Raw genomic sequence first — 23,403 nt, forward strand, 5'->3', positions numbered from 1 at the left:
GTCTGATTGCTTTTGGAGACGGGCAAAATCCCATGCAGTCCGGCTGAACTTGCCGATATGAGCGCTGCGAAAGCGGGCTCTGGTAGTTGCCTGACTTGGGAGGAATTACATGAAAGTTTCATCGTGCCGCGTAATCGGCGCTTCTGTTTTCGCTACGGCCGTGGCCCTGATGGCGAGCCCGGTAATCGCGGCGGAGGATCAGCAGCCGGCCGATGGCACAGGTTTTGGCGACATCATCGTCACCGCCCGCAAGACCGGTGAAGCCGCGCAGTCGCTTCCGATCACCGTGGCTGCATTCGGCGGCAAGGAAATTCAAGACCGTGCGATCCTTACCGTTCAGGATCTTCAGACGATTACTCCCGGTCTGACGATTTCGAACAACGCGACCGGTGGCGTCCCGGTATTCGCCATCCGCGGCACGGCAACCGAGCTGGGCATTGATGGCGGCGTCGCTCTTTATCTGAATGACGTGCCGTTGATGTCAGCGGTCGGTATCACGACGCAGTTCTACGATATCAGCACCGTTGAAGTGCTCAAGGGCCCGCAGGGTACGCAGTTCGGCACCAATACAACGGGTGGTACGATCACGGTCCGTACCAATCTTCCAACCGACAAGGTCGAGGCCTTCGCGAAGGCGGGCTACGGCAACTACAATCGCCGTGATTTCGAGGGCATGATCAACTTGCCCGTCAACGACGTTTTAGCTTTTCGTTTTGCCGGAAACTACATCAAGCGTGATGGATACGTGAAGAACCGGATCGCGGCGGGTGGTGCCCCAAAGGATTTCTCGGACGAGAACCGTTACTCGCTGCGTGGAACGATGTCGCTCAACAGCGGACCGATCGAAACGGCGCTGATCCTGGACTATTTCCAGCGCGATGAATCCCCCACCGCGTTCATCCCCGTCGCATTCCGACCGAATGCCGGCCAGGGTATCAATCTTGCCAACTTGGGTGCGCTAACGGGCTCGCGCAAATCCATCTTCGTTGGTGCCGATCCTTCAGGCGTGGCGAAGGACCTTTACGGCAAGGCGAAGCTGTTCGGGCTGGAGCATCGCGCGACGATCGAGCTTTCCGATGCCTTTTCCATCCGCAACGTTCTGGGCTATCGCCATGACAAAACGGAAACATCGGAAGAGAGCTCCGGCACGTCCTTCGCTCTGGTGAATGTCCTGAACGACGTGAAGACCTCGCAGTGGACCGACGACATCACGCTGCGGCACAAAGCCCTCGATGGGCGCCTGCGGACGAGCCTGGGTGGATATTTCCTCCTGAACGACAAAAGGCAGGGCCAAAATGCCACCGTGGCGCAAAGCATCTATCTGACGTTCTTCAACGCACCATTGGTGAGCAATGCGCTGAACTTTGAGAAGAAGCAATTCACATCGAAGGCAGCTTATTTCAACTCTGAGTTCGACATTACCGATACCCTGAATATTTCGGGCGGTGTCCGTTACAACTGGGATCATGTGAAGTCAGAAGGTACGGTCGCTCAGGCGGACGGTGTGCTGCCGCGGTTCGGCAAATTTTTCCGACCCGATGCGCGGACGCCGTGCAACACCGCCGCGTTCCTGGCTTACACGGACCGGGATCTGAATGCTTGCGTCGGCCGACGTAGCAAGAGCTTCCGCGCTCCAAGCTGGACCGTCGCGCTTTCCAACAAGTTCAGCTCGCGCGTTCTGGGTTACGCCAAGATCAGCCATGGCTATCTTGCTGGGGGCGCCAACTTTACAATTCGCGAAGTTCCCTTCTACGAGCCTGAGAAGACCACGATGATCGAGGCCGGCGTAAAGGCGGACTGGTCGCTCGGTGGGCGTCCACTTCGTACCAACGTGGCGTTGTATCGTGGCAAAACCAGCAACAAGCAGATCTTCGTCAATGTTAATTATGACGATCAGTTCTCCGGCTTCGGCGTTATCAATGCCGCCAAGCAAGAGGTCTATGGCGCGGACTTTGAGATGCGGTACTCACCCGTTCAAGGTCTGACCTTCGACGGCAGCTACAATTACATCCATTCCGAGTTCAAGAGCTTCATCATTCCTGGTCTTGGCGGCAACGCGGATGGCCTGACTGGCGCAACACTCGTTCCCAGGAGCGACTTGAGCGGCGCGGTGCCGGCGCAGACGCCGAAGCATCAATTCAACGTGGCCGCCACGTACGAATTGCCGATCGATCCGAGCTCCGGTAAGATCACAACGACTATTTCTGGATATTACTCGAGCAAGATCAAGCAAAACAATCTGTTCGTGGGTTACAACGCCAGCTTTGGCCCTCAATACAATGAAATCAATAGTTACTTCACCGCCAGCGCCTCTTTGAATTGGGAGAACGTTGCAGGATCGCCGATCAGTGCTCAATTCTGGGTCCGGAACCTGTTTGACAAAAACTACATCACCGCGCGGCAGGCTCAGTTCCAGGCCTTCGGGTATGCGACTGCCGTTTATGGAGCGCCCCGCACCTTTGGTGGCAGTGCCTCGATCAAGTTCTGACATATAATTGATCTGATGAAGGTAGGTCTGAAACTCGGAAATGATCCTGAGTTTCGGACCTGCTTTTTTGTATAGAGTAGACCCAATCGTTCCATGAATATCCGCCGTGCCGGAGGCGGACGAGGATAAGCAGGCCGCGTTCTGCAAATGCTTCGCGCTGTATTATAATGTTGGACGCCTGGCCCTACTTCCGCAGGCGCCGGACCCCGATGACGATGCCGCTGATCGCGCCGATCGTGCCCATTGCCAGCCACAAGGCCATCCAGGCGTCCCACAAGGGGCGGCGGGTGATCAGGCCGTCGAAGTCCCACCGGTGGATGCCGTCGAACAGCCAGCGGTATAATCGGCGACGTGCGCTTGGCGTCTCTAGTATCTCCCCGGTGCGGGGGCTGATCGTGATCCATGTTTGCGCCGGATCGTCGAAGTGGATGCGCAGGACCGGCAGTTCCACCGTGCCTTTGGCTTTGTACCAATAGGTGTCGGGCTGTGTCAGCCAGTCCGTGCGGATGACGCCGGCGTGAGGCAATATTCGGCGCGCCGCCTGCACGAGATGGGCGGGATCGAGTGCTATCGTTTGCAGCGTTCGCGCGTTCAGGACCGACGCCGTCCTACTCGTCCGGGCCAGGACCAGCAGCGGCATGCCGTCCGTCCAGATCAAGCGCGCGCGTTTTACGGTGTCAGCCTCGGGAAGCTGACCGATCGCGCGCCAGTCGATCGGTGGGGCAGAACCTTGGGCGGCGTAGCGGGCGAGGGCGGCGTCGCCCGGGCCTTTGTCGGCGAACCATCGGTTGGGATCGACCGAAAGCCACCCGCTGACGATCCATAGCGTCATGGCCGTACCACCGAGCAGCCCGAAGACGTGGTGCCACCACTGCCAGCCCCGATACGGTGAGACGCGGCCGCCCTTGTAGCGGCGGCGGCGCAGGCGGACGCGTAGCACGCCGATCCACATGCCGCTGACCACGCCGACGATACCCGCGCCCGAAGTCCACAGGATGACCTGCCGCCACAGGGGCTGGTCCTGTCGCAGCACCGTCAGGTAAATCCAGTGCGGGACCGCGCCCAGCCAGTTCCAGAAGCGCTCTGTCCGATGGGTGTCGAGCACCACGCCGCCGGTTTTGCCACTGACATAGAGGACGAGCCCGTCGGGCCGATCGAGCGTGACCTTCCACAAGGGGCGATAGCGATCGTAGCTGCCTGCGACGGTCCACTGATCCCGCTCTATCAGACTGGCTGACCGGACGTTTGCGTGTCCGAAAGCCGCCGCCTCGCGCTTGGCTGCGGCGGCATCGGTGGGGGGGAGGGGCAGCCCTTGCGTGGCCGATCGCGTTTGTTCGCCCAGCCACAGCGGCCCGTCGGGGCCCTGTTGCAGCCAAGTACCGGGCGCAGCAGGGCCATGGACATTGGCCCAGTCGACCGGCCGCAACCCTGCCAGCCGTTCCTCCTCGGTGAGCGAGGGGAACGGCACGTACATCATGACCGCGCCCGAAACGAACCACATCGCCAGCAGCAGGCATGTGGCAATGCCGATCCAGCGATGGACCAGATAGAGCCATCGCTTGCCTTTATGCAGCAGCCCGGGCGCCGTCTTCATCAGATCTGGGCTCTGAGCGCAACGTCGACGGAGCGCGGGCGGCCCAGCAGCCATTGCTGATCCGAATACGTGGTGGCCGCGTAGTCCTTGTCGAGGAGGTTGTAGACCCGCAAGTCGACCGCCAGATCAGGCGTGAAGGCATAGGACAGCCCGGCGTCGACCACGGCGTAACCGGGCACGCGGAACCGGTTGCCGTTATCCGAAAAGCGCCGGCCGACATAGCGAAGTCCGGCTTGCGCGCGCAGCCCGCCCAAGCCTTGCCAGGTCAGCCAGAGGTTTGCGGCCGTCTCCGGCACGTCGGACGGCGTATTGCCCGCAAAGTCCTTACCGCCCGTGATATAGTCGTCAAAGCGCGCCTTCAGGATCGTGCCGTTCGCATCCAGCGCAAAGCCGCCGGGAAGCGAGAAGGCGAGGGCGGCCTCTATGCCCTTGGAGGATTGCTGGCCGATCTGCTCGATCGGGCTGGTCGGCGTCCGCTGCGCCACGAGCCCTTTCTTGACGATGCGATAGGCTGCCAGCGTGGCAGAGCCTTTGCCGTCCAAGAAGCTGGCCTTGACTCCCGCTTCCACCTGATCGCCCTTGGCATTGGTGAAGCTGAACTGCGTGGCGTTGGTAGTGAAAGTGGTCAATGTCCCCAGCGGATCGACGCCGGTGGAGTATTGGCCGTAGAACGACAGGTTCGGTGTCGGCTGATAGACGGCGCCCACCCGCCAGGTGAAGTTTTCGAACTTGCGCTGCCGCGCGCCATTGGGGAACGCGTTGACTTGCCCGGTGATGTTGCCGCCCGCGTCATAGATGAAGTTGCGCCGCTTCACCCGGTCTTCTTCATAGCGGAAGCCGCCGATGAGCGAGATTTGCTGGCCGATCTTCAACCGGTCTTCGGCAAAGACGCTCCATTCGCTGGTGCGTGTCAGATAGCGGGGGATGCGGTTGGCCTTGCCGTCGAACGTGCCGGGATCGAAGCGGAAGGGGTCGACTTCGTCCGACTGATCCGCAAACGCGAAGTTGTTCGAATAGGTCAGCTTGATCGCGTTGACATCGAAGCCCAGCACCAGATCGTTGGCCAGCCCGCTGCCCAGTTGCGAGCGGATGGTAAGGTTGGCCTGATCGCCCAACTGCCTGTTATCATGGACGATGCCCAGGTTGTCGAGGCGACGGATCAGGCCGGGTATGCCGGAACCGTTGCCACTGGGGCATTCTCCCGTGGCGCCGATCCAGCAGTAGTTCTCAAGATTGTACCAGCGGCGTTTGCTGCTCAGCCGATAAGCGGTGTTGGTGAAGGACACCGCGTCGCTGATCGCCCATTGTGCCGTCAGCGTCAGGCGATCGTCGCGATAATGCATCTGTGCATCGCGGACGTTGTAGTTGCGGCGCTTGGTGCGTGGGTCCAGGCGGCCGTCGATCAGCGGCGTCCCGAAGTATTGCATCGGCTTGTTGTCGCCATAATCGCCCCGCAGGGTCAGGCTGAAGCGATCCGAAGGGGCGAAGCGCAGCGCGCCGCCAAGGGACAAGCTTTCACTCCGGCCCCGATCGACCCAGCCATCGGAACGGCGATAGCTGGCATCCGCGCGGTAGCTGAGCACTTGCCCCAGCGGGCCGCCCGCTCCGGCCGCAAAGTGCATCGTGTTTTGCGAGCCGTAACTGGCTTCCAGGTCCAGTTCGCGCCGGTCGCTGGGCTTCTTGGTGACGACGTTGATCGCCCCGCCCAGCGCACCTTGGCCATAGAGCACCGAGGATGGTCCGCTCAGCACTTCGATCCGCTCCACATTCCAGGGATCGGTGGGAAAGGTGATGGTGCCGGCGGTGGGAAACAGGCGGACGCCATTTACCAACTGCAGGACAGAGCTCTGCCCGGTGAAGCCGCGCACGGACAAGGCGGTGTTGCCATTGCCGGGATTGCCGATCGTGGTGACGCCCGGCGCGCGTGACACGGCTTCGGCAACGGTCAGATCGCCCCGGGCGCGGATCGTGTCACCATCGACGGTGGCGATGCTGGCGGGCAGTTCCAGCGGGGTCAGGCCCAGACGGCTGCCGGTTTCGGTGGCTACCTTCATGCCCAGGTCCGACCGACCGATCACTAAGATATCGGCTGTAACATCGGAGGATCCGTCAGCTTGCGCGGTACCGGCGAAGGCAGCGGACAGCAGGCAGATTCCGGAGGAGAGGAGATACTTGTTCATCGTAACTGAGGCCCCGTTTCAAGTATGCCCGAGCCCTTCCAGGGCACGGCATTTGGCTGCAAGTTACGAACGGTTGTGCCTGGCGGCGGGCAACGCCCGCGAACCGTTACAGCAACGGGAGACGGACGTGCGAGACGACCGAGGGAAAACCCATCGCTGCGGCTTGGCCGCTCGTTCGCCGCTCAGACGGAGTTCACCGTGCCCGGACCATCCCCTGGACCCAAGCAAGAGCGACCAAGCACCGGCAGGTCTCCTGGCTCACGGGTCATCGTTTGACGCACGGCCTTCCCAGGCTATGACAGACGCGAACGTCCGGCCCAGTGGCTGCTTCCCTCGATAGCCGAGGGAAGCGATGCGCATCGCACTCACCGCTTACAGTTGCAGGGACAGCCTCGGATTGGATGGGCACGCCATCGTCACCGCGTTCCCTTTTAAGCCTCTCTCGAGGCACCGGCGCGATCATATATGTTCGATCGGGCGGTCAGGCCGTCTCGAACCATTGGTTATCTGTCACAAGCCACACGTGGTGGCTGGCTTGGGATCAGGCGGTTTCGTAAAGGCGTCGTTCCACCAGTCCGCTGCCCTTCAGGCCGCTCAGGGCCTTGGCGGTCGCCAGGACGGCAAGATCGATCACGGGCTCCACCACGATGACGAGCATGTAAGCGCCGCTGAACGTGGCCAGCGATGCCATGTTCGCGGCGGCAAAGCCCTGGCCCCAGCAGACCCAGAACGCGACCCAGCCGACGATGCCGGCCTGGTACGTGGTGGAAAGCGCCAGCGCCTGGCCATAGCCCAGCGCCACGTAGGGCGTGCGCGGCGCGACGATCTTGCGGGCCAGCGCGGCCAAGCCGAACAGCGGCACCAGCAGCGTGGTCACGTTCATGCCGTATTGCGCCAGATCGATGGGAGAGAAGAACAGGCCCTGGATCAGCAGCCCCATAGCGAGGCCGACGGCGCTGGGCGCCAGGCCGAGCGTGAGGAACAGGGTCGAGCCCAGGATCAGGTGGACTTCGGATACGCCCACCGGATGGTGCGGCAGGACCTGGAAGAAGCAGAACACCAGAACGGTGGCGATCAGGCTGCGCAGCGCGACGGAGGCGGCCCCGCTCTGCCGCGCGGTGTCCGCCACCTGCTTCAGCGCGTAAGACCCGGCGGCTGCGGCCGTGATGTAGCCGAGCATCATTTTGCCCGGGGGCACAAGGCCCGGTTCGATATGCATAACACGTTTCTCCTGCCGTCCCACCGACGGCCTTGAGTGGCACCGATGCGCCGAAATGGCGCGAATGCAGGGCCGGTCTCCTGGCTTGCGGGTCATCGCTTGTGGCGCACCTTCCCGGAGCTTTGGGGCTCCAGTGGCTGGCGAACCGGGGTTCACCATGCGCCTCTCGCTATCCGCTTACAGTCGCGGGGGCGGCTGAGGCTTCGGGCGCGAACGCCCACCTCATTCCCATGTCCCTCGGGCGGTGAAGCCTTTCGGGACGCCTTGCACGGCTGCTTAGAGGGCGACAGGCCGATAGCGTCAAGCAAATTGATGGCGCATCGGGTGGGATTGCCAGCGCCCGCCGCACCTGCGAACGGTGCCGCCAGCCCGCCCGGAGATTACCGATGAAGACCCCTCGCACCGACGATGAACACAAGGCCAAGATGGCGAAAGTCCAGGCGGCTCAGGCCCGCAAGGTGGCCGCCAAGACGGTGGAGAAGGGGCTGGTGATCGTCCACACCGGCACCGGCAAGGGCAAGACTTCGGCGGCGCTGGGCATGGTGGTGCGCGCGCTGGGTCATGGCATGAAGGTAGGGGTGGTACAGTTCGTGAAGGGCGCGATGGCGACGGGCGAGAAGGCCGTGTTCGATCGCTTCCCCGACCTGATCGAGTTCAAGCCGATGGGGGAGGGCTTTACCTGGGACACGCAGGACCGCAGCCGCGACATCGCCGTGGCGCGTGAAGCCTGGGACGAAGTGAAACGGATGCTGGCCGATCCCTCCTATGCGATGGTGCTGGCGGACGAACTGAACATCGTGCTGCGCTACGATTACCTGCCGCTGGACGAGGTGCTGGCCGCCATTGCTGCCAAACCGGCGATGACGCACTTCATCATCACCGGCCGCAACGCCCCGCAAACCCTGATGGACGCGGCCGACCTCGTGACCGAGATGACGCTGGTAAAGCACCCCTTCCGCGAACAGAACGTCAAGGCGCAGGCAGGTATCGAATTTTAGAGAAGGAGCGGCGAGAATTCTTCGACCCGTCTCCCCGGACGTGATCCGGGGTCCTGCTATCTTTTCCACACGGCCCGAAAAAAGCGGGATCCCGGGTCAAGCCCGGGAAGACAGAGGATGGAAGCTTTCGGCTGACTGCGACAATCCTCCGCGCTCAAATAACGCCACTTTGGAACGTCACCTAGACCGGCCGCGGTTCCTGAACATCGTATACGCGAAGGTTGCGATCGCCGATGCCTAGGCCGGGCCAGGCCGCGCGCCATTCGGTGAGATGCGGCGCCGCGACGTGGCGATCGAGGGCGTCTTGATCCCTCCACAGTTCCTTCACGTGGATAAGGCCGCGATCGAATACATCCTCTGCGTAGCCATACTCGATGCAACCGTCCTCTAACCGGCTGGCATCAGCCATGCGCTTCATGACTGGGCGGGCAGCATCCAAGTTCTCGGACGGCAAGCGGATGGTTCCGACGATCAACAACATGCAGCCAGCATACCGGGCTGGAGAGCGAGCGGAAGCTCTTTTGCGGCCTGTTCACCGCCGATCGCCGAGCGTCAGAGGAAAAAGGAGGTAGGGGCGATCAGCCAATCAACCAATCGCCCGCTATCCCATCAACGGCAGCCGTTGCGTTCCACCGCGCGGCCGGCAAGGGCGCCTGCGCCTGCGCCCAGGATCAGACCGGTGCCGCTGGGGCGATTGTAGTATCCACCGCGGCCGATCTCGCGCCCGAGCAGACCGCCCACGACGCCGCCGATGATCGTGCCGGTGGTGCCGGAGGTGCAGCGGCCATAGTTTCGGCGATAGCGATCATCGCGATAGACGTCGCGGCGGTACTGCACGGGGCGTTCGCGATAGGCATAATCGCCATCGCGGTAATCGCGCTGATCGCGGTAGCCCTGACGGTAATAGTCGCGATCCCGATAGCCGTCGCGGTCGCCGTCATATTCCTCGCGGCGTTCCGAGCGATAGTAGCTGCCGTCGCGCCCCTCGTAATGCTCGGTGTAATCATAGCGGTCCTGCGCCATGACAGGGGCGGCGGCCAAGCCCGTCACGGCGGCGCTGGCGAGAGTGAGTGATGCAACGACGGCCTTGAACATGGGTGCCTCCTGATAGGCGCTCTACGATATTCGATGATTTCCGCCCGATGCGCTGCGAACTGGCTGAATGGCATTGAAAGCCGCCGTTCAGGCTTTCAACCCAACCCGATCACCCGCTTTGTTTTTGCAAGGTTTTGTCCGCGTGCCCGATCAGCGGATTTGAGACGAGCTGAAATTATTTCTGCTTTATTGCCGGACGGGTTGCGATCTGGTGCGCCATCGCCTGCGCTGCACGGACATAGGCAGGGCCGCCGCACACCGTCCAGGACTGGGGAATGACAATTCGCGGAATGGCGTCCAGCACGCGGTGATGCAGCATCTCGGTGCCCTGGTCCTCGACGCGCTGTGTCCCCGCCTCAACGATCAGGTAGTCAGGGCGGGCGGCGATCATCTCTTCCAGGCTGACTTGCGACAGCGCGGGCCGTCCCAACCTTGTCGCCAGATTGACTAGGCCGATCCGGCGCATGAGATCGTCCACCAGCGTGCCGGTCCCCGTCATGTAGCCGCGCCGCTGGTAATAGGCGGCCACTGCGCCTTGTCCTGGCCGGCCGATCGCGGCCAGATCGGCGCGCATCCGGGCGATCAGGGCCTCGCCCCGCGCCGGGTGGCCGACGGCGGCGGCAGTCTGGCGGACAGAGGCGACGATATCGGCGAACTGGGTGGCGCTCTTCAGTTCCAGCGTGCGATAGCGTCGACCGCGCAAGGCGGTGAGGGGGCTGCTGGCGAAGGCCGGGGTGCCGAACACCAGGTCCGGGTTGATCGCCAGCACCTGCTCGGCCGAGTTGCGCACCACCGGCAAGCCCTTGGCCTGGCGAGCCACAGCCGACAGGCCGGGATCGGCAGCGTAGCGCGTCACGCCCGCGATCTGGCTGCGGTCGGCCAGCAGGACCAGCAGTTGATCGGCACACAGATTGAGCGAAACGATGCGCTGGGGCTTGGCGGTGGCGGGCACGCTCCGGTAGGGGGCATCTGCAGCCGCGCCGCCCGGCGTGATGAGCGCCAGGGCCAGCGCCAGGGGAACACGAAGATGCATCGATGCGTCCTTAGCCGCGTCTTGAGACGGCGCAAACGGCATCCCGCATGAGGGTGCGCCCCGCGATCCTCTCGCTCATCCTGGCGATGCTGGCGATCATGGCGGCGCTGGCATCGCTGCTCTTGGGCCCGGTGACGCTGAGCTTTGGCCGGATCGCCGCGACGATCCTGGGCCAAGGGGACCCGCTCGCAACCGCGATCGTCCTAGAACTGCGCCTGCCGCGTGCGCTACTGGGCCTGGGGGTTGGCGGAATACTGGGGCTGGCCGGCGCGGCCATGCAGGGCTTCCTGCGCAATCCGCTGGCCGAGCCTTCCGTGCTGGGCACATCGAACGCCGCGTCACTGGGGGCGGTGGCGGCGCTCTATTTTGGACTCTACGCCTGGCATCCGCTGGCGCTGCCGGTGCTGGCGATCGTTTCCGCGCTGGCTTCGCTGGCGCTGCTGGCATTGCTTGCCGGACGCTCGGAAAGCGCGCTGACGCTGATCCTGGCGGGCATCGCGATCGGCACTCTGGCGACCGCTGGGGTCAGCCTTGCGCTTAACCTTTCGCCCAATCCGTTCGCCGCGATGGAGATCGCGACCTGGCTGCTCGGCAGTCTGGAGAACCGTTCTTACGATCATGTCGCGGTGGCCTTTCCCTGCATCGTCACAGGCGCGATCCTGCTGATGTGGGATGGCCGTGCGCTGGATGCGCTGACGCTGGGCGAGGATGGCGCGAAGGCGCTGGGCGTTGATCTGGGCCGTACCCGCCTGCGCCTGTTGCTGGGCATCGCGATCGGCGTTGGCGGGGCGGTGGCGGTTTCCGGCGCGATCGGCTTCATCGGCCTGATCGTGCCGCATCTGGTGCGCCCGCTGACGGACCGCAGCCCCTCTGCCATCCTGTTGCCCTCTGCCCTGGCGGGAGCCGCACTGCTGACTTGCGCCGATATCGCCGTGCGTCTGATCCCGACGAGCAGCGAACTGAAGCTGGGCGTCGTCACCGCCTTTCTTGGCGTCCCGGTCTTCCTGCTGCACTTGTTGCGGGAGCGGCGCGTATGGTGAGCTTGGCCTTGCAATCCGTCAGCGTGTCGCTGGGCCGTCGCACCGTGGTTCGCGATGTTAATGCCAGCTTCGGCGCGGGGGAACTGGTCGCGATTGTCGGCCCTAACGGCGCGGGCAAGTCCACGCTGGCCCGCGCGATGCTGGCGCTGGTGCCGTTTGCCGGGACGATTGCGTTGGACGGTGCGGACGTGGCCAGGCTGCCCCGCGCCCAACTGGCACGCCAGGTCGCGTATCTTCCCCAGGGGCAGACGCTGCACTGGCCACTTTCGGTGGAGCGGCTGGTGGAGCTTGGGCGCTTACCGCACCTGGCCCCATTGTCCCGCATCGGTGCGACCGATCGCGCGGCGGTGGAGCAGGCCATGGCCCAGGCCGACGTGCTGTCCTTGCGCGATCGGGTGGCGACCGAGCTTTCCGGCGGGGAACGGGCGCGGGTGATGCTGGCGCGCGCGCTGGCGGTGCAGGCCCCGGCCCTGATCGCGGACGAACCGCTCGCCAGTCTCGATCCCGGGCACCAGATCGATGTCATGGACCTGCTGCAGGCAGAGGCGCGCGGGGGCGCGCTGGTGATCACCGTGTTGCACGACCTGACGATGGCGGCGCGCTACTGCGATCGGGTGCTGCTGATGGCGCAAGGCGCACTGGTGGCGCAGGGTTCGCCTGAGGCGGTGCTGACGCGCGAGAATCTGCGCGCCGTCTATGGGATCGAGGCGCGCATCGATCGTGCAGGCGGGTGGCCCTCGGTCACGGTCATGGGTCGTGCCGCCGGGGAAGCGGCGGCGACATGATTGACGCGTCCCGGACGGTCGGATAATCGCGCATCTGCGACAGGTTCCCCGGAGACGGGGATGAAAAGGGAACGGATCAACTCCGGCTGCCCCTGCAACTGTAAGCGGCGAGCTGAAGGCCACATGCCATTGGGATGATTCATCCTGAGAAGGCGGTCTTCCGGCATAGACCCGCAAGCCAGGAGACCTGCCCGTCGCGGTCGTCCTTCGCGCGGACAGGGTGTGCCGGGCGGACGGGGGTAAACCCGAGCGACGACGAGCCAGGCCGCGCCTTGCGGCGGGTGGCGATGTCGCACGCGTTTCGCGCGCTTCCTCGGCATTCCGCAGCAGCGCGGATCGTCGACGGGGTGCCCAATGCCAATATCATGCGATGCCAGCGCCGGACGTGCGCCATGTTGAAGTCAGCCGGATCGGGCCCGGCGGTGGTGGTGTGCAACACCTGCCGCCATTCCGCCACGGAGCGTGAGGACGCCGATGGCCGGCGCGGCGGAACGCGCCTGGCGGATGCGCTGCAGCACATCAGAGCCACCGAGCCGCAGTACCAGGGCGTCGAAGTGCAGCAGATGCCCTGCCTGTTCGCATGCAAGGATTTCTGCACCATCCATCTGCGCGCGCCGGGCAAGGTCGGCTATGTGCTGGGCCGCTTCGCTCCCAACGAAGAGGCCGCTCGTGCCATCCTCGACTATGCGGTGCGCTACGCCGACAGTGCGCATGGGCAGGTGCCCTACAAGCAATGGCCGGATGGAGTGAAAGGCCACTTCATCACGCGCACTCCGCCAGAGGGATACCTGGTGGAATGACCGCGTTCCGCTCGCCCGAGGCCTTCGCGGCGGCGCTGGCTGAACTGACTGCCCCTGATGATGCTGCAATCGCCGCGGCCCGCGCGCGGCAGGCCCAGCTGACCAAGCCGGCTGGCTCTTTGGGGCGGTTGGAGGACGTGGCCGTGTTCCTTGCGGCATGGCAACAGCGCGAGCGGCCGGTGCTGGAATGCGCGCGCGCGGTGATCTTCGCGGGCAATCACGGCGTTACCGCGCAAGGCGTGAGCGCGTTTCCCGCCAGCGTCACCATGCAGATGGTCGAGAATTTCCGCCGGGGAGGAGCGGCGATCAACGCCTTGTCCACTGCTTCCGGCCTGGAATTGAGCGTGGTTCCGATCGCGCTCGATCGACCGACGGCAGACTTCACGCAAGCGCCCGCCATGAGCGAGGACGATTGCCTGGAAGCCCTCAACCTGGGCGCAAGAGCGGTTGCCGACCGGCCCGACCTGATCGTGGTGGGCGAGATGGGGATCGGTAACTCCACCGCCGCGGCCGCGCTTTGCGCCCGCAGCTTCGGAGGGCCGGCCAGCGCGTGGACAGGCCCCGGCACGGGGCTGGCGGCCGAAGGGGTCGCGCGCAAGATCGCCGTGGTGGAGGCCGCTGTGCGGTTCCATGCCGATGCCCCCGCCACCGCCTTCGAAAGCCTGCGCCGGGTCGGCGGGCGTGAAATCGCTGCGATCGCCGGGGCGGTGCTGCACGCCCGGCGGCTGCGCGTGCCGGTGGTGCTGGATGGATTCATCACCGGCGCGGCGATCGCCCCGCTGTTCGCGCAGAACCCCCGGATCGTCGATCACTGCATCGCGGGGCATCGCTCCGCCGAGCCGGGCCACGTAAGGTTGCTCGCTGCATACGGGTTGGAGCCGCTGCTGACGCTGGGCATGCGGCTGGGCGAAGGCAGCGGCGGGGCGCTGGCGGTCGGCATCATCCGCGCTGCCCTTGCTGCGCATCAGAACATGGCGACTTTCGCGGAGGCGCAAGTCGCGGGCGCATTGTGACCGACGCTCCTCCGGGTGGCATGACGGATTTTTCGCTCCATCTCCTCCGCCATGGCGCGCCGGAGAGGGAAGGTTTGCTGCTGGGCCGAATCGACGCGGCCCCGACGCCGGAAGGTATCGCGGCGTGCGTTGCGCAGGCCGAGCGGCTGGATGTGAAGGCGATCGTCTCGTCCGATCTTGCCCGCTGTCGGCTCGCGGCGCAGGCCATCGCACATCGGCTGGCGTTGCCGGTGCGGATCGATCGGCGCTGGCGGGAGCTGGACTTCGGCGCGTGGGACGGGCTGGCGCCATCGCAGATCGATCCCGCCGCGCTGGCCGAGTTCTGGCAAGACCCGGATGCCGCGCCGCCGCCGCAAGGTGAGCGATGGTCGACACTGGCCGTGCGCATTGGCGAAGCCTTGGCGGACCTGTCGGCTGTGCCGACCCTTGTAGTCACACATGGCGGCGCGATGCGGGCGGCGCTGCATCGGCTCTGCGACTTCGATCAGCGGCAGGTCTGGGCGTTCGACCTGCCATATGCGGCATGCCTGTCGTTGCGTGTCTGGCCGGGCGAGAGCGGCGGGGCGCAAGTGGTGGGGCTTCGTTCGTGAAGGGCCTGGTCATCGCGATCCAGTTCCTGACACGCGTGTCGATGCCGCGCGTGACCGTATCGAACGAGGAGTTTGCGGCTTCGATCCGCTGGTTTCCGGCGGTGGGCCTGCTGATCGGCGCGTTGCTGGCCGCAACGGCCTGGGCCGGGACCCGGGTCGATAGCTGGACCGGAGCATTGCTGGGCGTCATCGCCTGGGTGGCGGTTACGGGTGCGCTCCATTTGGATGGGCTGGGTGATATCGCCGATGCCAGCGGCGCGGCGCACAAGGATCGGGATCGCTTGCTGGCGGTGCTGGCCGATCCCCATGTCGGCAGCTTCGCCGTGGTGACGATCGGGCTGCAGCTGCTGGCCAAGCTGGTCCTGCTCCATGCGTTGATCGAGATGGCTGTGCTGGAGGCGGTGGTGCTGGTGCCGCTGGCCGCCCGGATCGGCCCGCTGGTCTGGTCCCGCTGGCTGCCCGATCTTCACGCCGGACTGGGCTCCCGGTTTCGCCGTGCCGCCCGGACAATCGACCTTGCGGGCTGGGGCGCGCTGCTGGCCGTCGCCGCCTGGTTCGCCCCCGGCCTGCTCGCCACGCCGATGCTGATTGGTGGCTGGGGCTGGTGGGTGCTGCGGCGCATCGGCGGCATTTCCGGAGACGGCCACGGCGCCGGTATCGAGATCGTCGAAAGTGGATTGCTGTTTGCGTTGGCGATAGGCGCGCGGCTGACATGACGCCGTGGACCTGGCACGGCGGCGGCATCACCGCGGCGCGGCGGCACTTCGGCGGTGATGACTGGCTGGACTTGTCGACCGGCATCAATCCGGTGCCGTGGCCCGGCGTCGATACGCTGCACTTCGATTGGCAAGCCTTGCCCGCCCCCGAAGACCTGCGCGCGCTGGAGGCGGTTGCCGCCGCCTATTTTGGCGTCGATCCCCAATTCGTCTGCGCGGTGCCCGGCACCGAGATCGGGTTGCGGCTGATCGGCCAATCCCTGAACGGCGTGCGCACCGCCCATGTCGCCCCCAGCTATCGCACGCATGGGGAAATGGTGGCTGGTTCGATCGCGACCCAGGCAAGCCGCTCCGATGCGGCGGAGGCGTTGATCCTCGCCAATCCCAACAATCCGGACGGTCGCCTGGTCGACACCGAACGGCTCCTGGCGCAGGACCGTCCATGGCTGCTGGTGGACGAAGCCTTTGCCGATCCCGATCCGGATTGCAGCGTGGCAGCGCAAGTGGCGGACCGTTCGGGGCTGATCGTCTTCCGTTCGTTCGGCAAGTTCTTTGGTCTGGCGGGCGTTCGTCTGGGCTTTGTCCTCGCGCGGCCGGAAATCCTTGCCGACTTGCGGGCGGTGCTGGGTGCCTGGCCGTTGTCAGCGGCAGCGCTCGCGATCGGCCGGGCGGCTTATCAGGACCACGCGTGGATCGAGCAGACGCGGACCCGGCTGTGGCGACAGGCGGCGGCATTGGACGCGGTTCTGGAAGACTGCGGTTTCTCTGCGATCGGAGCTTGTCCGTTGTTCCGGCTGATCACGGTGGATGATGGGCACGCGCTGTTCGAACGGCTGGCGCGCCGCGCGATCCTGACGCGCCCGTTTGCCGAGCAACCCCAGTGGCTGCGCTTCGGGCTGCCGGCGGACACGGCGGGGCTGGAGCGGCTGCGGGACGCGCTTCGTGGTTGAGCCGGTCGCGCTGGTGGCCTTGGCGATCGACGCAGTAGTCGGTTGGCCGGCGGGCCTGTATCGCCGCATCGGCCACCCGGTCGGCCTTTTCGCGCGCATCATCGATAGGTGTGAGCGGCGGTGGAACAGACCCGACACACCGCCCGGTATGCGCCGAGCCCTAGGCGTCCTCACGGTGGTGTTGCTGCTGATGGTCGCGGCGGGCGGGGGGCTGCTGTTGCAGACGGCGCTGGGCGAACTGCACTTGGGATGGATCGGGGTGGCGCTGCTGGCCTGGCCGGCCCTGGCACAGCGCAGCCTGTACGATCACGTCGTGCCGGTGGCGCAAGCGCTCGAGCGCTCTGACCTGACCGCCGCGCGCGAGGCCGTGGGGGCGATCGTCGGGCGGGACACCGCTGCGCTCGATCGCCACGGCGTCGCCCGTGCCGCGATCGAGAGCCTGGCGGAGAGCTTTTGCGACGGCATCGCGGCGCCGCTGTTCTGGCTGCTGGTGGGCGGGCTGCCGGGGATTTGGGCCTATAAGGCGATCAACACGGCGGACAGCATGATTGGCCACCGCGAGGAACGCTGGCGCGCTTTCGGCTGGGCGGCGGCGCGGCTGGACGACGCTCTCAATCTGGCGCCCGCCCGGATCGCGGCACTCTTGCTATGCCTGGGCGGCGGCGGCGGATGGCGCATTCTGTGGCGCGACGCCCGCAAGCATGCCTCGCCCAATGCCGGCTGGACCGAAGCGGCGATGGCGGGCGCGCTGGGCCTGCGTCTGGCGGGGCCGATCGCTTACGACGGCGTGGTTCACCACAAGGACTGGATCGGATCGGGCCGGGCCGATGCCACCGCGCAGGACTTGCGCCAAGCCTTGGCGATCTATCGCCGCGCCTGTCTGATGCTGTGGATTATCGCCGCGGTTTTCGCAGTTTTGGGGGGGAGCATCGCGCCGTGAGCCACAGCTTGTTCGTTCTGGGCGGTGCCCGCTCCGGCAAGAGCCGCTACGCCCAGCAGCGCGCCGAGGAGCTTGCAGGACGCCACTTCTATGTCGCCACCGCGCAAATCTGGGATGAGGAGATGCTTGCGCGGGTGGAGTTGCACCAGGCGGATCGGGACGGCCGCTGGAGCACGATCGAAGCGCCGCTGCTGCTGGCCGAGACGATCGGGCTGCTTTCCGCTCCGGACAGCGTCGTGCTGGTCGATTGCCTGACCTTGTGGGCCACCAATCTGCTTCTGCAAGAAGAGGGCGCGCAGGAGGCGGATATACTCTCCGCTACGGAAGGGCTGTGCGCCGCGATCGGCGCTTTCGAGGGCGCGCTGGTGCTGGTCTCGAACGAGGTCGGCTATGGCATCGTGCCGGAAAACGCCTTGGCGCGGCGCTTTCGGGACGAGGCCGGGCGGATCAACCAGGCCGTGGCGGCGGCTTGCGGGGAAGTCATGCTGGTGGCGGCGGGGCTGCCGTTGCGGCTCAAGTAGCGCGAGCGATCGTGAGCAAGCCGTCGATGTCCAGATGCTGCTCCAGTTCGCGGGCCAGATCGTCCAAGGCGGCGTCGACACGAGCCTCGTGATCCACGCCGTCTCCCTCCACCCGCAGCCGCGCCAGGAACGCGCGCCGGAACGCTCCGGAAGAGAACAGCCCGTGGCAATACGTGCCCATCACGCGCCCATCGGCTGAGATCATCCCGTCCGGCCTATCCGGGGCGAGCAGGGCGAAGGGTTGGACGCCCGGCGCAAGCGTGGTCTGCCCCATATGCATTTCGTAGCCGGTGAAATCCTCGCCCAGGGCGCGTCCGGAAACCTGCAACAAAGCCTTGCGCTGGCCCAGCACGGTTTGCGCATCCAGCAGCGCAAGACCGGGGGCGTAAGCCGTCTGTCCTTCGATGCCGTGAGGGTCGGCAATGGATTGCCCCAGCATCTGGAACCCGGCGCAGATACCCAGGATCATGCCACCCCGGCGATGATGGGCCAGAATATCGATGTCCCAGCCTTGCTGGCGGACGAACTCCATATCAGCGATCGTCGCTTTCGAACCGGGCAGCACGATCAGCGCCGCTTCCGCCGGGATCGGCTGCCCTGGTGGAACCATCACGACTTCTACGCCCGGCTCCGCCTTCAGTGGATCGAGATCATCAAAGTTGGCGATACGCGGTAGCATCGGGCAGGCGACGATGGCCTTTCCATCGCTGCGCGTGTGCGCCCGCTCCAGCACCACGGCATCCTCGCTGGGCAGGCGCGATACGGCGGATAGCCAGGGCACCAGGCCAAATCCGCGCCAGCCCGTGCGCTCCTCGATCGCGGCATAGCCATCCGCGAACAGCGCCGGGTCTCCACGGAACTTGTTGACGATGAACCCCCGGATCATGGCCGCGTCCTGCGGCGCGATCACCGCGCGCGTACCTACAAGAGAGGCGATCACTCCGCCGCGATCGATATCGCCGACCAGCACGACCGGGACATTCGCCGCGCGCGCGAAGCCCATGTTGGCGATGTCGCCCGCGCGCAAGTTGATTTCGGCGGGCGACCCCGCACCTTCGACCACCACGATATCGCTGCGCTGCCTCAGCCGCTCCCAGCTTGCCAGCACCTCGGGCAATAGCGCGCGCCGCGCCTCGCGAAAGTTGCTGGAGCCCAGCGTGCCGCGCACCTGGCCATGAACGATCAGTTGCGAGGTGCGATCGGCCTGGGGTTTCAGCAGTACCGGGTTCATGTCGGTATGAGCTTCTGCCCGGCAAGCCAGCGCCTGCAGAGCCTGTGCGCGGCCGATTTCGCCGCCATCGACCGTGACCGCCGCGTTGTTCGACATGTTCTGCGGCTTGAACGGCAGCACGCGCAGCCCGCGATTGACGAGGGCGCGGCACAGCCCGGCGACCAGCACCGACTTGCCCACGTCCGATCCGGTTCCCTGCAGCATGATGGCGGCCATGGTCGTGCTCCTTGCCGATCACGGCCTTTCGGGCAAGCGCTCTATGCCGTCGCCAAAAACTGGGCGCGGGTGCGAACGAAGCCACACTCGGAGCGTTAGCGATCTGAGAATGCAGCGAGGAATATCCATGGCCGACGAAGACGACACGGTGCACTATACCGGAAGCGAAGGCGGCTGGGGATCGATGCGCGGCATTTTCGAGACCGCGCTGCGCGAACGTCCGCGACCCGGGGTGCTGGATACCCTTCGCCGCCAGAACAAGGTCGAAGGGTTCATGTGCGTGTCCTGCGCATGGGGCAAGCCTGCCAAACCTCACGCGTTCGAATTCTGCGAGAACGGCGCCAAGGCGACCTTGTGGGAACTGACGACGCTTCGCTGCACGCCCGATTTCTTCGCCCAGCATACGGTGACCGAGCTGAAAGGCTGGAAAGACTACGATCTGGAACAGACCGGCAGGCTAACCCAGCCGATGCGCTATGACTCCGCCACTGACAAATACGTGCCGTGTTCGTGGGAAGAGGCGTTCACCGCGATCGGGACGGAGCTGAAGGCGCTCGATCCCGGGTCTACCGTGTTCTATTCCTCGGGCCGGGCCAGCCTGGAAACGAGTTACCTCTACGCCTTGTTCGCGCGGCTGTACGGGCATAACAATCTGCCCGATAGCTCCAACATGTGCCACGAGACGACCTCGGTGGCGCTGAAGGAAGTGATCGGATCGCCGGTTGGCACCTGCGTGCTGGACGATCTGGAACATTGCGACGCGATCTTCTTCTTCGGGCAAAACCCCGGCACCAACAGCCCGCGCCTGCTGCATCCGCTGCAGGAGGCGGTGAAGCGCGGCTGCCGCATCGTGACCTTCAACCCGATCCGGGAGACAGGTCTGGTTTCGTTTAAGAATCCGCAGAGCCCGGTGGAGATGCTGACGCCGAAATCGACGAAGATTTCGACGCTCTACCTGCAGGTAAAGGCGGGAGGAGACATCGCGGCGATCACCGGCATGATCAAGCACGTCCTGGCGGCAGAGGAGGCCAAATGGGCGAAGGACCAGCAGCACGTGCTGGATATGGACTTCATCGCCCAGCACACCGCCGGCTTCGAAGAGATGAAGGCGCACGCCGACGCCACCAGCTGGGATCAGATCGAGGCGGAAAGCGGATTGTCTCGCGCCGATATCGAGGAAGCGGCGCAGATCTACGTCGAATCCGAGAAGGCGATCTGCATGTACGGCATGGGGCTGACGCAGCACGTCCACGGCTTCCACAACCTGACCACGCTGACGAACCTGTGGCTGTTGCGCGGCAATATCGGGCGGCAAGGCGCTGGCATTTCCCCGGTGCGGGGCCACTCGAACGTGCAGGGCCAGCGCACGGTCGGCATTTCCGAAAAGCCCGAACTCGTCCCGCTGGACAAGCTGGCGGACCAGTACGGTTTTGCGCCGCCGCGCGATCATGGCCTGAACACCGTGGCCGCGTGCCAGGGGATTCTTGAGGGCAAGGTCAAGGCCTTCATCGGCCTGGGCGGTAACTTCGTGCGCGCGATCCCCGAGCAGGCGGCGATGGAAGAGGCTTGGGTGAAGATGCGCCTGACAGTGCAGATCGCCACCAAGCTCAATCGCAGCCACTTGATCAATGGCGAAGTCGCCTATCTGCTGCCGTGCCTGGGCCGATCCGAAACGGACATGCAGGCAGGTGGCGCGCAAGCCGTGACGATGGAGGATTCACTATCCTGCGTCCACGGCTCACTGGGCAAGAACACGCCTGCCTCGCGCCATTTGAAGTCAGAGGTGGCCATCGTCGCCGGAATGGCAAAGGCGACGCTGGCCCCGAACGCCAAAGTGCCATGGGATCGCTGGGTGGGTGATTACGCCACGATCCGCGATGCCATCGCCGAAACCTACCCCGATCTGTTCCATGATTTCAACGATCGCGTCTTCACCCCCGGTGGCTTCTACAAGGGCAACGCCGCGCGCGAACGCGTGTGGAAGACCAAGAGCGGCAAGGCGCAATTCACCGTTCCCAACGGCATGCGCTCGATCGGGTTCGACGATGCGCCGGGGCGTTTCCGGCTTATCACCTTGCGCTCCAACGATCAGTTCAACACCACGATCTATGGCTACTCCGACCGTCTGCGCGGCGTTGAAGGCACGCGCGATGTGGTCCTGATGAACCCTAAGGACATTGCCGAGGCGGGCCTACGGGAAGGGCAGGTCATCGCGCTGAAAACCGATGCCGGTGACGACGTGCACCGTCAAGTCGGCGGGCTTACGGTGATGCCGTTCCTGCTGCCGCGCGGTTGCATCGGGGCGTACTATCCGGAGATGAATCCGCTGATCCCGGTATGGTATCATGACGAGGCATCGCAGGTTCCGGCAGCCAAGGGCGTGCCGGTGCGTATCGTGGCATGAGACACGCTATGCCGATGATCGCAGCCCAGACAAAAATCCAGTTATCCCGGCACTTTGGGCCGGGCCGCGGGTTATCTTGCCATGGTTCCGATCGCCCAGCGCAACAGCGCCGCCGATATCTCTGAAGAGAATCCCCGCCTCAGGGTTGTGAATGAAGCGCTGGCGCGGGCATGGGGCAAAGGCTGGTTTTCCAAGCCGCAGCTCGAACCCCAGGCGCTGATCCGCGCCGCGCGCCAAACAAGCGGTTTGGCCGATTTCGGGGATGACGATGGCTGGCGCGATCGCCTGGATCGGCTGACCTGCGCTCTCGATCAGGAAGCCGACCTCACGCCGCTGGGCACGACGATCGCTTATGGCCAGCTTGTCGCGGCGTTGGCGGGACGCGCGCGGGCGGAGGCGATGTGGCGGCGCTACCCGGGAATTGCGGACGTGCCGCTTGTTGCGCCGATCATCATCGTTGGCCAGATGCGGTCTGGCAGCACGCGGATGCAGCGCCTCCTTGCGTGTGACAAGCGCCTTGCCTTCACCCGCTTCTACGAAAGCTGGAACCCGGTGCCGCGCTGGAACTGGTCGCCGCTAGACGATCGGCGGATGCGCGGCTGGCTTGCCTTGCGGATCGCCCGGTGGCTGAACCCGCGCTTCAACGTCATCCACCCGGTCCGCTCGCGACAGGCGGACGAGGAAATCGGGCTGCACAATCTGGGCCTGTATGGCGCGGCATTTGAAGCGCAATGGCGCATTCCCAGCTTCGCCCGCCATGCCGAGCATCTCGATAGCAGGCCGATCTATGCCGAGTTTCGGCGCCATCTCCAGACGATCAAGTGGTTGCGTAGGGACAAGCGAGATCGACCGTGGATCTTGAAACTGCCCCAGTTCAGCCAGGACCTTGAGGCGGTGCTGCATGCCTTTCCCGATGCCCGGCTGGTGGTGCTTGATCGCGATCCGGTGCAAGTCGTCGGCTCATCCGCGTCCCTGGTGCGCAACCAGATGGCGGTGCAATCCCGCAAGGTGGATGCCGGCTGGATCGGCGACGAATGGCTGCATAAAGTCTCGCTACGCCAGCGGCGGACAGCGCAGGCGCGCGCTGCGCACGACCGGCCAAGTGTCGATGTCGCGTTTGGCGCGATGCGCGAGGATTGGCGCGGGCAGATGCGGCGCGTCTACCGCATGCTGGACCTCTCCTTCGATGCGCACACGGAGCGAGCGATGGCGCGTTTCATGGACAAGCGCAGCCACCGCAAGCTGGGTCGTCACCGCTACGATATCGCCGACTTCGGACTTACCGAAGCACGGATCACTGCGGCTATGGCATCGCCGGTAGAGGCGGAACTGGCAGCGTGACGGGGCGTCGGGCTAGTACGCATCGGCCGCGTTATCCGCGCGATTGCCCTCAAGAGCCAGGAACCGCCTGCCTCGCGATCCGCTTCCATAGTCGCACCGTGTAGAGGAGACCGATCATGGCAAATCCCAACGATCCCAAGCCCACAGACAAGAACGAAGACGCGCCGGATCAAAACCCGGACGCACTGGAAAAGGCACAGGAGGACGCCGCCGAAGAGCGTGAAGACGAAGGCGGCTATCAATAACCAC

The 23,403-nt window shown here is 64.8% G+C and carries 21 protein-coding genes and 3 riboswitches; of the genes, 14 read left to right on the forward strand and 7 right to left on the reverse strand.

Going from position 1 to position 23,403, the window contains the following annotated elements; all coding sequences use genetic code 11:
• Positions 1-169: 169 nt before the first annotated feature.
• Positions 170-2,488, forward strand: a complete 2,319-nt coding sequence (locus tag GGR39_RS11185; RefSeq protein WP_058737084.1) for a TonB-dependent receptor — start codon at positions 170-172, stop codon at positions 2,486-2,488.
• Positions 2,489-2,672: 184 nt separating this feature from the next.
• Here GGR39_RS11185 and GGR39_RS11190 read toward each other — a convergent pair whose 3' ends face one another.
• From GGR39_RS11190 to GGR39_RS11200, 3 genes are all read right to left on the reverse strand, one after another.
• On the reverse strand, positions 2,673-4,082 hold the full coding sequence (locus GGR39_RS11190) for a hypothetical protein (RefSeq protein ID WP_183617213.1): 1,410 nt from the start codon (positions 4,080-4,082) through the stop codon (positions 2,673-2,675).
• Positions 4,082-6,262: a TonB-dependent receptor gene (locus GGR39_RS11195; RefSeq protein WP_183617214.1), complete on the reverse strand. Its 2,181-nt coding sequence runs from the start codon at positions 6,260-6,262 to the stop codon at positions 4,082-4,084. Before GGR39_RS11195 ends, GGR39_RS11190 begins: the two co-directional genes overlap by 1 nt.
• A gap of 226 nt (positions 6,263-6,488) precedes the next feature.
• Positions 6,489-6,732: riboswitch (cobalamin riboswitch) on the reverse strand.
• 71 nt (positions 6,733-6,803) lie between these two features.
• The gene (locus GGR39_RS11200; RefSeq protein WP_183617215.1) at positions 6,804-7,481 is read right to left on the reverse strand and encodes an energy-coupling factor ABC transporter permease; all 678 of its coding nucleotides are present in this window, start codon (positions 7,479-7,481) and stop codon (positions 6,804-6,806) included.
• A 53-nt stretch (positions 7,482-7,534) separates the two neighbouring features.
• Positions 7,535-7,762: riboswitch (cobalamin riboswitch) on the reverse strand.
• A gap of 105 nt (positions 7,763-7,867) precedes the next feature.
• On the opposite strand from GGR39_RS11200, the gene cobO reads away from it, so the two are divergent.
• On the forward strand, positions 7,868-8,479 hold the full coding sequence (gene cobO, locus GGR39_RS11205; protein ID WP_183617216.1) for a cob(I)yrinic acid a,c-diamide adenosyltransferase: 612 nt from the start codon (positions 7,868-7,870) through the stop codon (positions 8,477-8,479).
• 181 nt (positions 8,480-8,660) lie between these two features.
• Here the strand turns inward: cobO and GGR39_RS11210 are convergent, their stop codons facing one another.
• The 3 genes from GGR39_RS11210 to GGR39_RS11220 form a co-directional block, all read right to left on the reverse strand.
• On the reverse strand, positions 8,661-8,960 hold the full coding sequence (locus GGR39_RS11210; RefSeq protein ID WP_183617217.1) for a putative quinol monooxygenase: 300 nt from the start codon (positions 8,958-8,960) through the stop codon (positions 8,661-8,663).
• Between the two features lie 128 nt (positions 8,961-9,088).
• Positions 9,089-9,574, reverse strand: coding sequence for a hypothetical protein (locus GGR39_RS11215; protein ID WP_183617218.1), 486 nt, complete (start codon positions 9,572-9,574; stop codon positions 9,089-9,091).
• Positions 9,575-9,749: 175 nt separating this feature from the next.
• A complete protein-coding gene (locus GGR39_RS11220; RefSeq protein ID WP_183617219.1) occupies positions 9,750-10,607 on the reverse strand; it encodes an ABC transporter substrate-binding protein in 858 nt (285 codons plus the stop codon).
• A 47-nt stretch (positions 10,608-10,654) separates the two neighbouring features.
• Between GGR39_RS11220 and GGR39_RS11225 the strand changes: the two genes are divergently transcribed.
• The 9 genes from GGR39_RS11225 (at position 10,655) to cobU (ending at position 17,962) form a co-directional block, all read left to right on the forward strand.
• Positions 10,655-11,647 carry a FecCD family ABC transporter permease gene (locus tag GGR39_RS11225; protein ID WP_183617220.1) on the forward strand — a complete coding sequence of 331 codons (993 nt, stop codon included), beginning with the start codon at positions 10,655-10,657 and terminating at the stop codon, positions 11,645-11,647.
• Positions 11,641-12,432 (forward strand): ABC transporter ATP-binding protein, encoded by a 792-nt coding sequence (locus GGR39_RS11230; protein WP_183617221.1) that lies wholly within the window; start codon positions 11,641-11,643, stop codon positions 12,430-12,432. The genes GGR39_RS11225 and GGR39_RS11230 overlap by 7 nt, the downstream gene beginning before the upstream one ends.
• 24 nt (positions 12,433-12,456) lie before the next feature.
• Positions 12,457-12,641, forward strand: a riboswitch (cobalamin riboswitch).
• A gap of 183 nt (positions 12,642-12,824) precedes the next feature.
• Entirely contained in the window at positions 12,825-13,232 is a 408-nt protein-coding gene (locus GGR39_RS11235) for a DUF1636 domain-containing protein (protein ID WP_183617222.1), read from the forward strand.
• Complete coding sequence (cobT, locus tag GGR39_RS11240) at positions 13,229-14,245, forward strand: nicotinate-nucleotide--dimethylbenzimidazole phosphoribosyltransferase (protein ID WP_183617223.1); 1,017 nt, start codon at positions 13,229-13,231, stop codon at positions 14,243-14,245. The genes GGR39_RS11235 and cobT overlap by 4 nt, the downstream gene beginning before the upstream one ends.
• A 20-nt stretch (positions 14,246-14,265) precedes the next feature.
• Positions 14,266-14,835 (forward strand): histidine phosphatase family protein, encoded by a 570-nt coding sequence (locus GGR39_RS11245; protein ID WP_183617371.1) that lies wholly within the window; start codon positions 14,266-14,268, stop codon positions 14,833-14,835.
• Entirely contained in the window at positions 14,832-15,551 is a 720-nt protein-coding gene (locus tag GGR39_RS11250; RefSeq protein WP_183617224.1) for an adenosylcobinamide-GDP ribazoletransferase, read from the forward strand. Before GGR39_RS11245 ends, GGR39_RS11250 begins: the two co-directional genes overlap by 4 nt.
• Positions 15,548-16,501, forward strand: a complete 954-nt coding sequence (locus tag GGR39_RS11255) for a threonine-phosphate decarboxylase (protein WP_183617225.1) — start codon at positions 15,548-15,550, stop codon at positions 16,499-16,501. The genes GGR39_RS11250 and GGR39_RS11255 overlap by 4 nt, the downstream gene beginning before the upstream one ends.
• Positions 16,494-17,441, forward strand: a complete 948-nt coding sequence (gene cbiB, locus GGR39_RS11260; RefSeq protein WP_183617226.1) for an adenosylcobinamide-phosphate synthase CbiB — start codon at positions 16,494-16,496, stop codon at positions 17,439-17,441. Before GGR39_RS11255 ends, cbiB begins: the two co-directional genes overlap by 8 nt.
• Positions 17,438-17,962, forward strand: a complete 525-nt coding sequence (gene cobU / locus GGR39_RS11265) for a bifunctional adenosylcobinamide kinase/adenosylcobinamide-phosphate guanylyltransferase (protein WP_183617227.1) — start codon at positions 17,438-17,440, stop codon at positions 17,960-17,962. Before cbiB ends, cobU begins: the two co-directional genes overlap by 4 nt.
• On the opposite strand, the gene GGR39_RS11270 is transcribed toward cobU, so the two are convergent.
• Positions 17,955-19,409: a cobyric acid synthase gene (locus GGR39_RS11270; RefSeq protein ID WP_183617228.1), complete on the reverse strand. Its 1,455-nt coding sequence runs from the start codon at positions 19,407-19,409 to the stop codon at positions 17,955-17,957. The two genes, cobU and GGR39_RS11270, sit on opposite strands and share 8 nt — an antisense overlap.
• Positions 19,410-19,536: 127 nt before the next feature.
• Between GGR39_RS11270 and GGR39_RS11275 the strand changes: the two genes are divergently transcribed.
• The 3 genes from GGR39_RS11275 (at position 19,537) to GGR39_RS17425 (ending at position 23,399) form a co-directional block, all read left to right on the forward strand.
• On the forward strand, positions 19,537-21,813 hold the full coding sequence (locus tag GGR39_RS11275) for an FdhF/YdeP family oxidoreductase (protein ID WP_183617229.1): 2,277 nt from the start codon (positions 19,537-19,539) through the stop codon (positions 21,811-21,813).
• 81 nt (positions 21,814-21,894) lie between these two features.
• Positions 21,895-23,154 carry a sulfotransferase family protein gene (locus tag GGR39_RS11280; RefSeq protein WP_183617230.1) on the forward strand — a complete coding sequence of 420 codons (1,260 nt, stop codon included), beginning with the start codon at positions 21,895-21,897 and terminating at the stop codon, positions 23,152-23,154.
• Positions 23,155-23,270: 116 nt separating this feature from the next.
• Positions 23,271-23,399, forward strand: a complete 129-nt coding sequence (locus tag GGR39_RS17425; protein ID WP_281374489.1) for a hypothetical protein — start codon at positions 23,271-23,273, stop codon at positions 23,397-23,399.
• Positions 23,400-23,403: the final 4 nt, after the last annotated feature.

This window comes from Novosphingobium fluoreni (assembly GCF_014196615.1).
Classification (GTDB): domain Bacteria; phylum Pseudomonadota; class Alphaproteobacteria; order Sphingomonadales; family Sphingomonadaceae; genus Novosphingobium; species Novosphingobium fluoreni.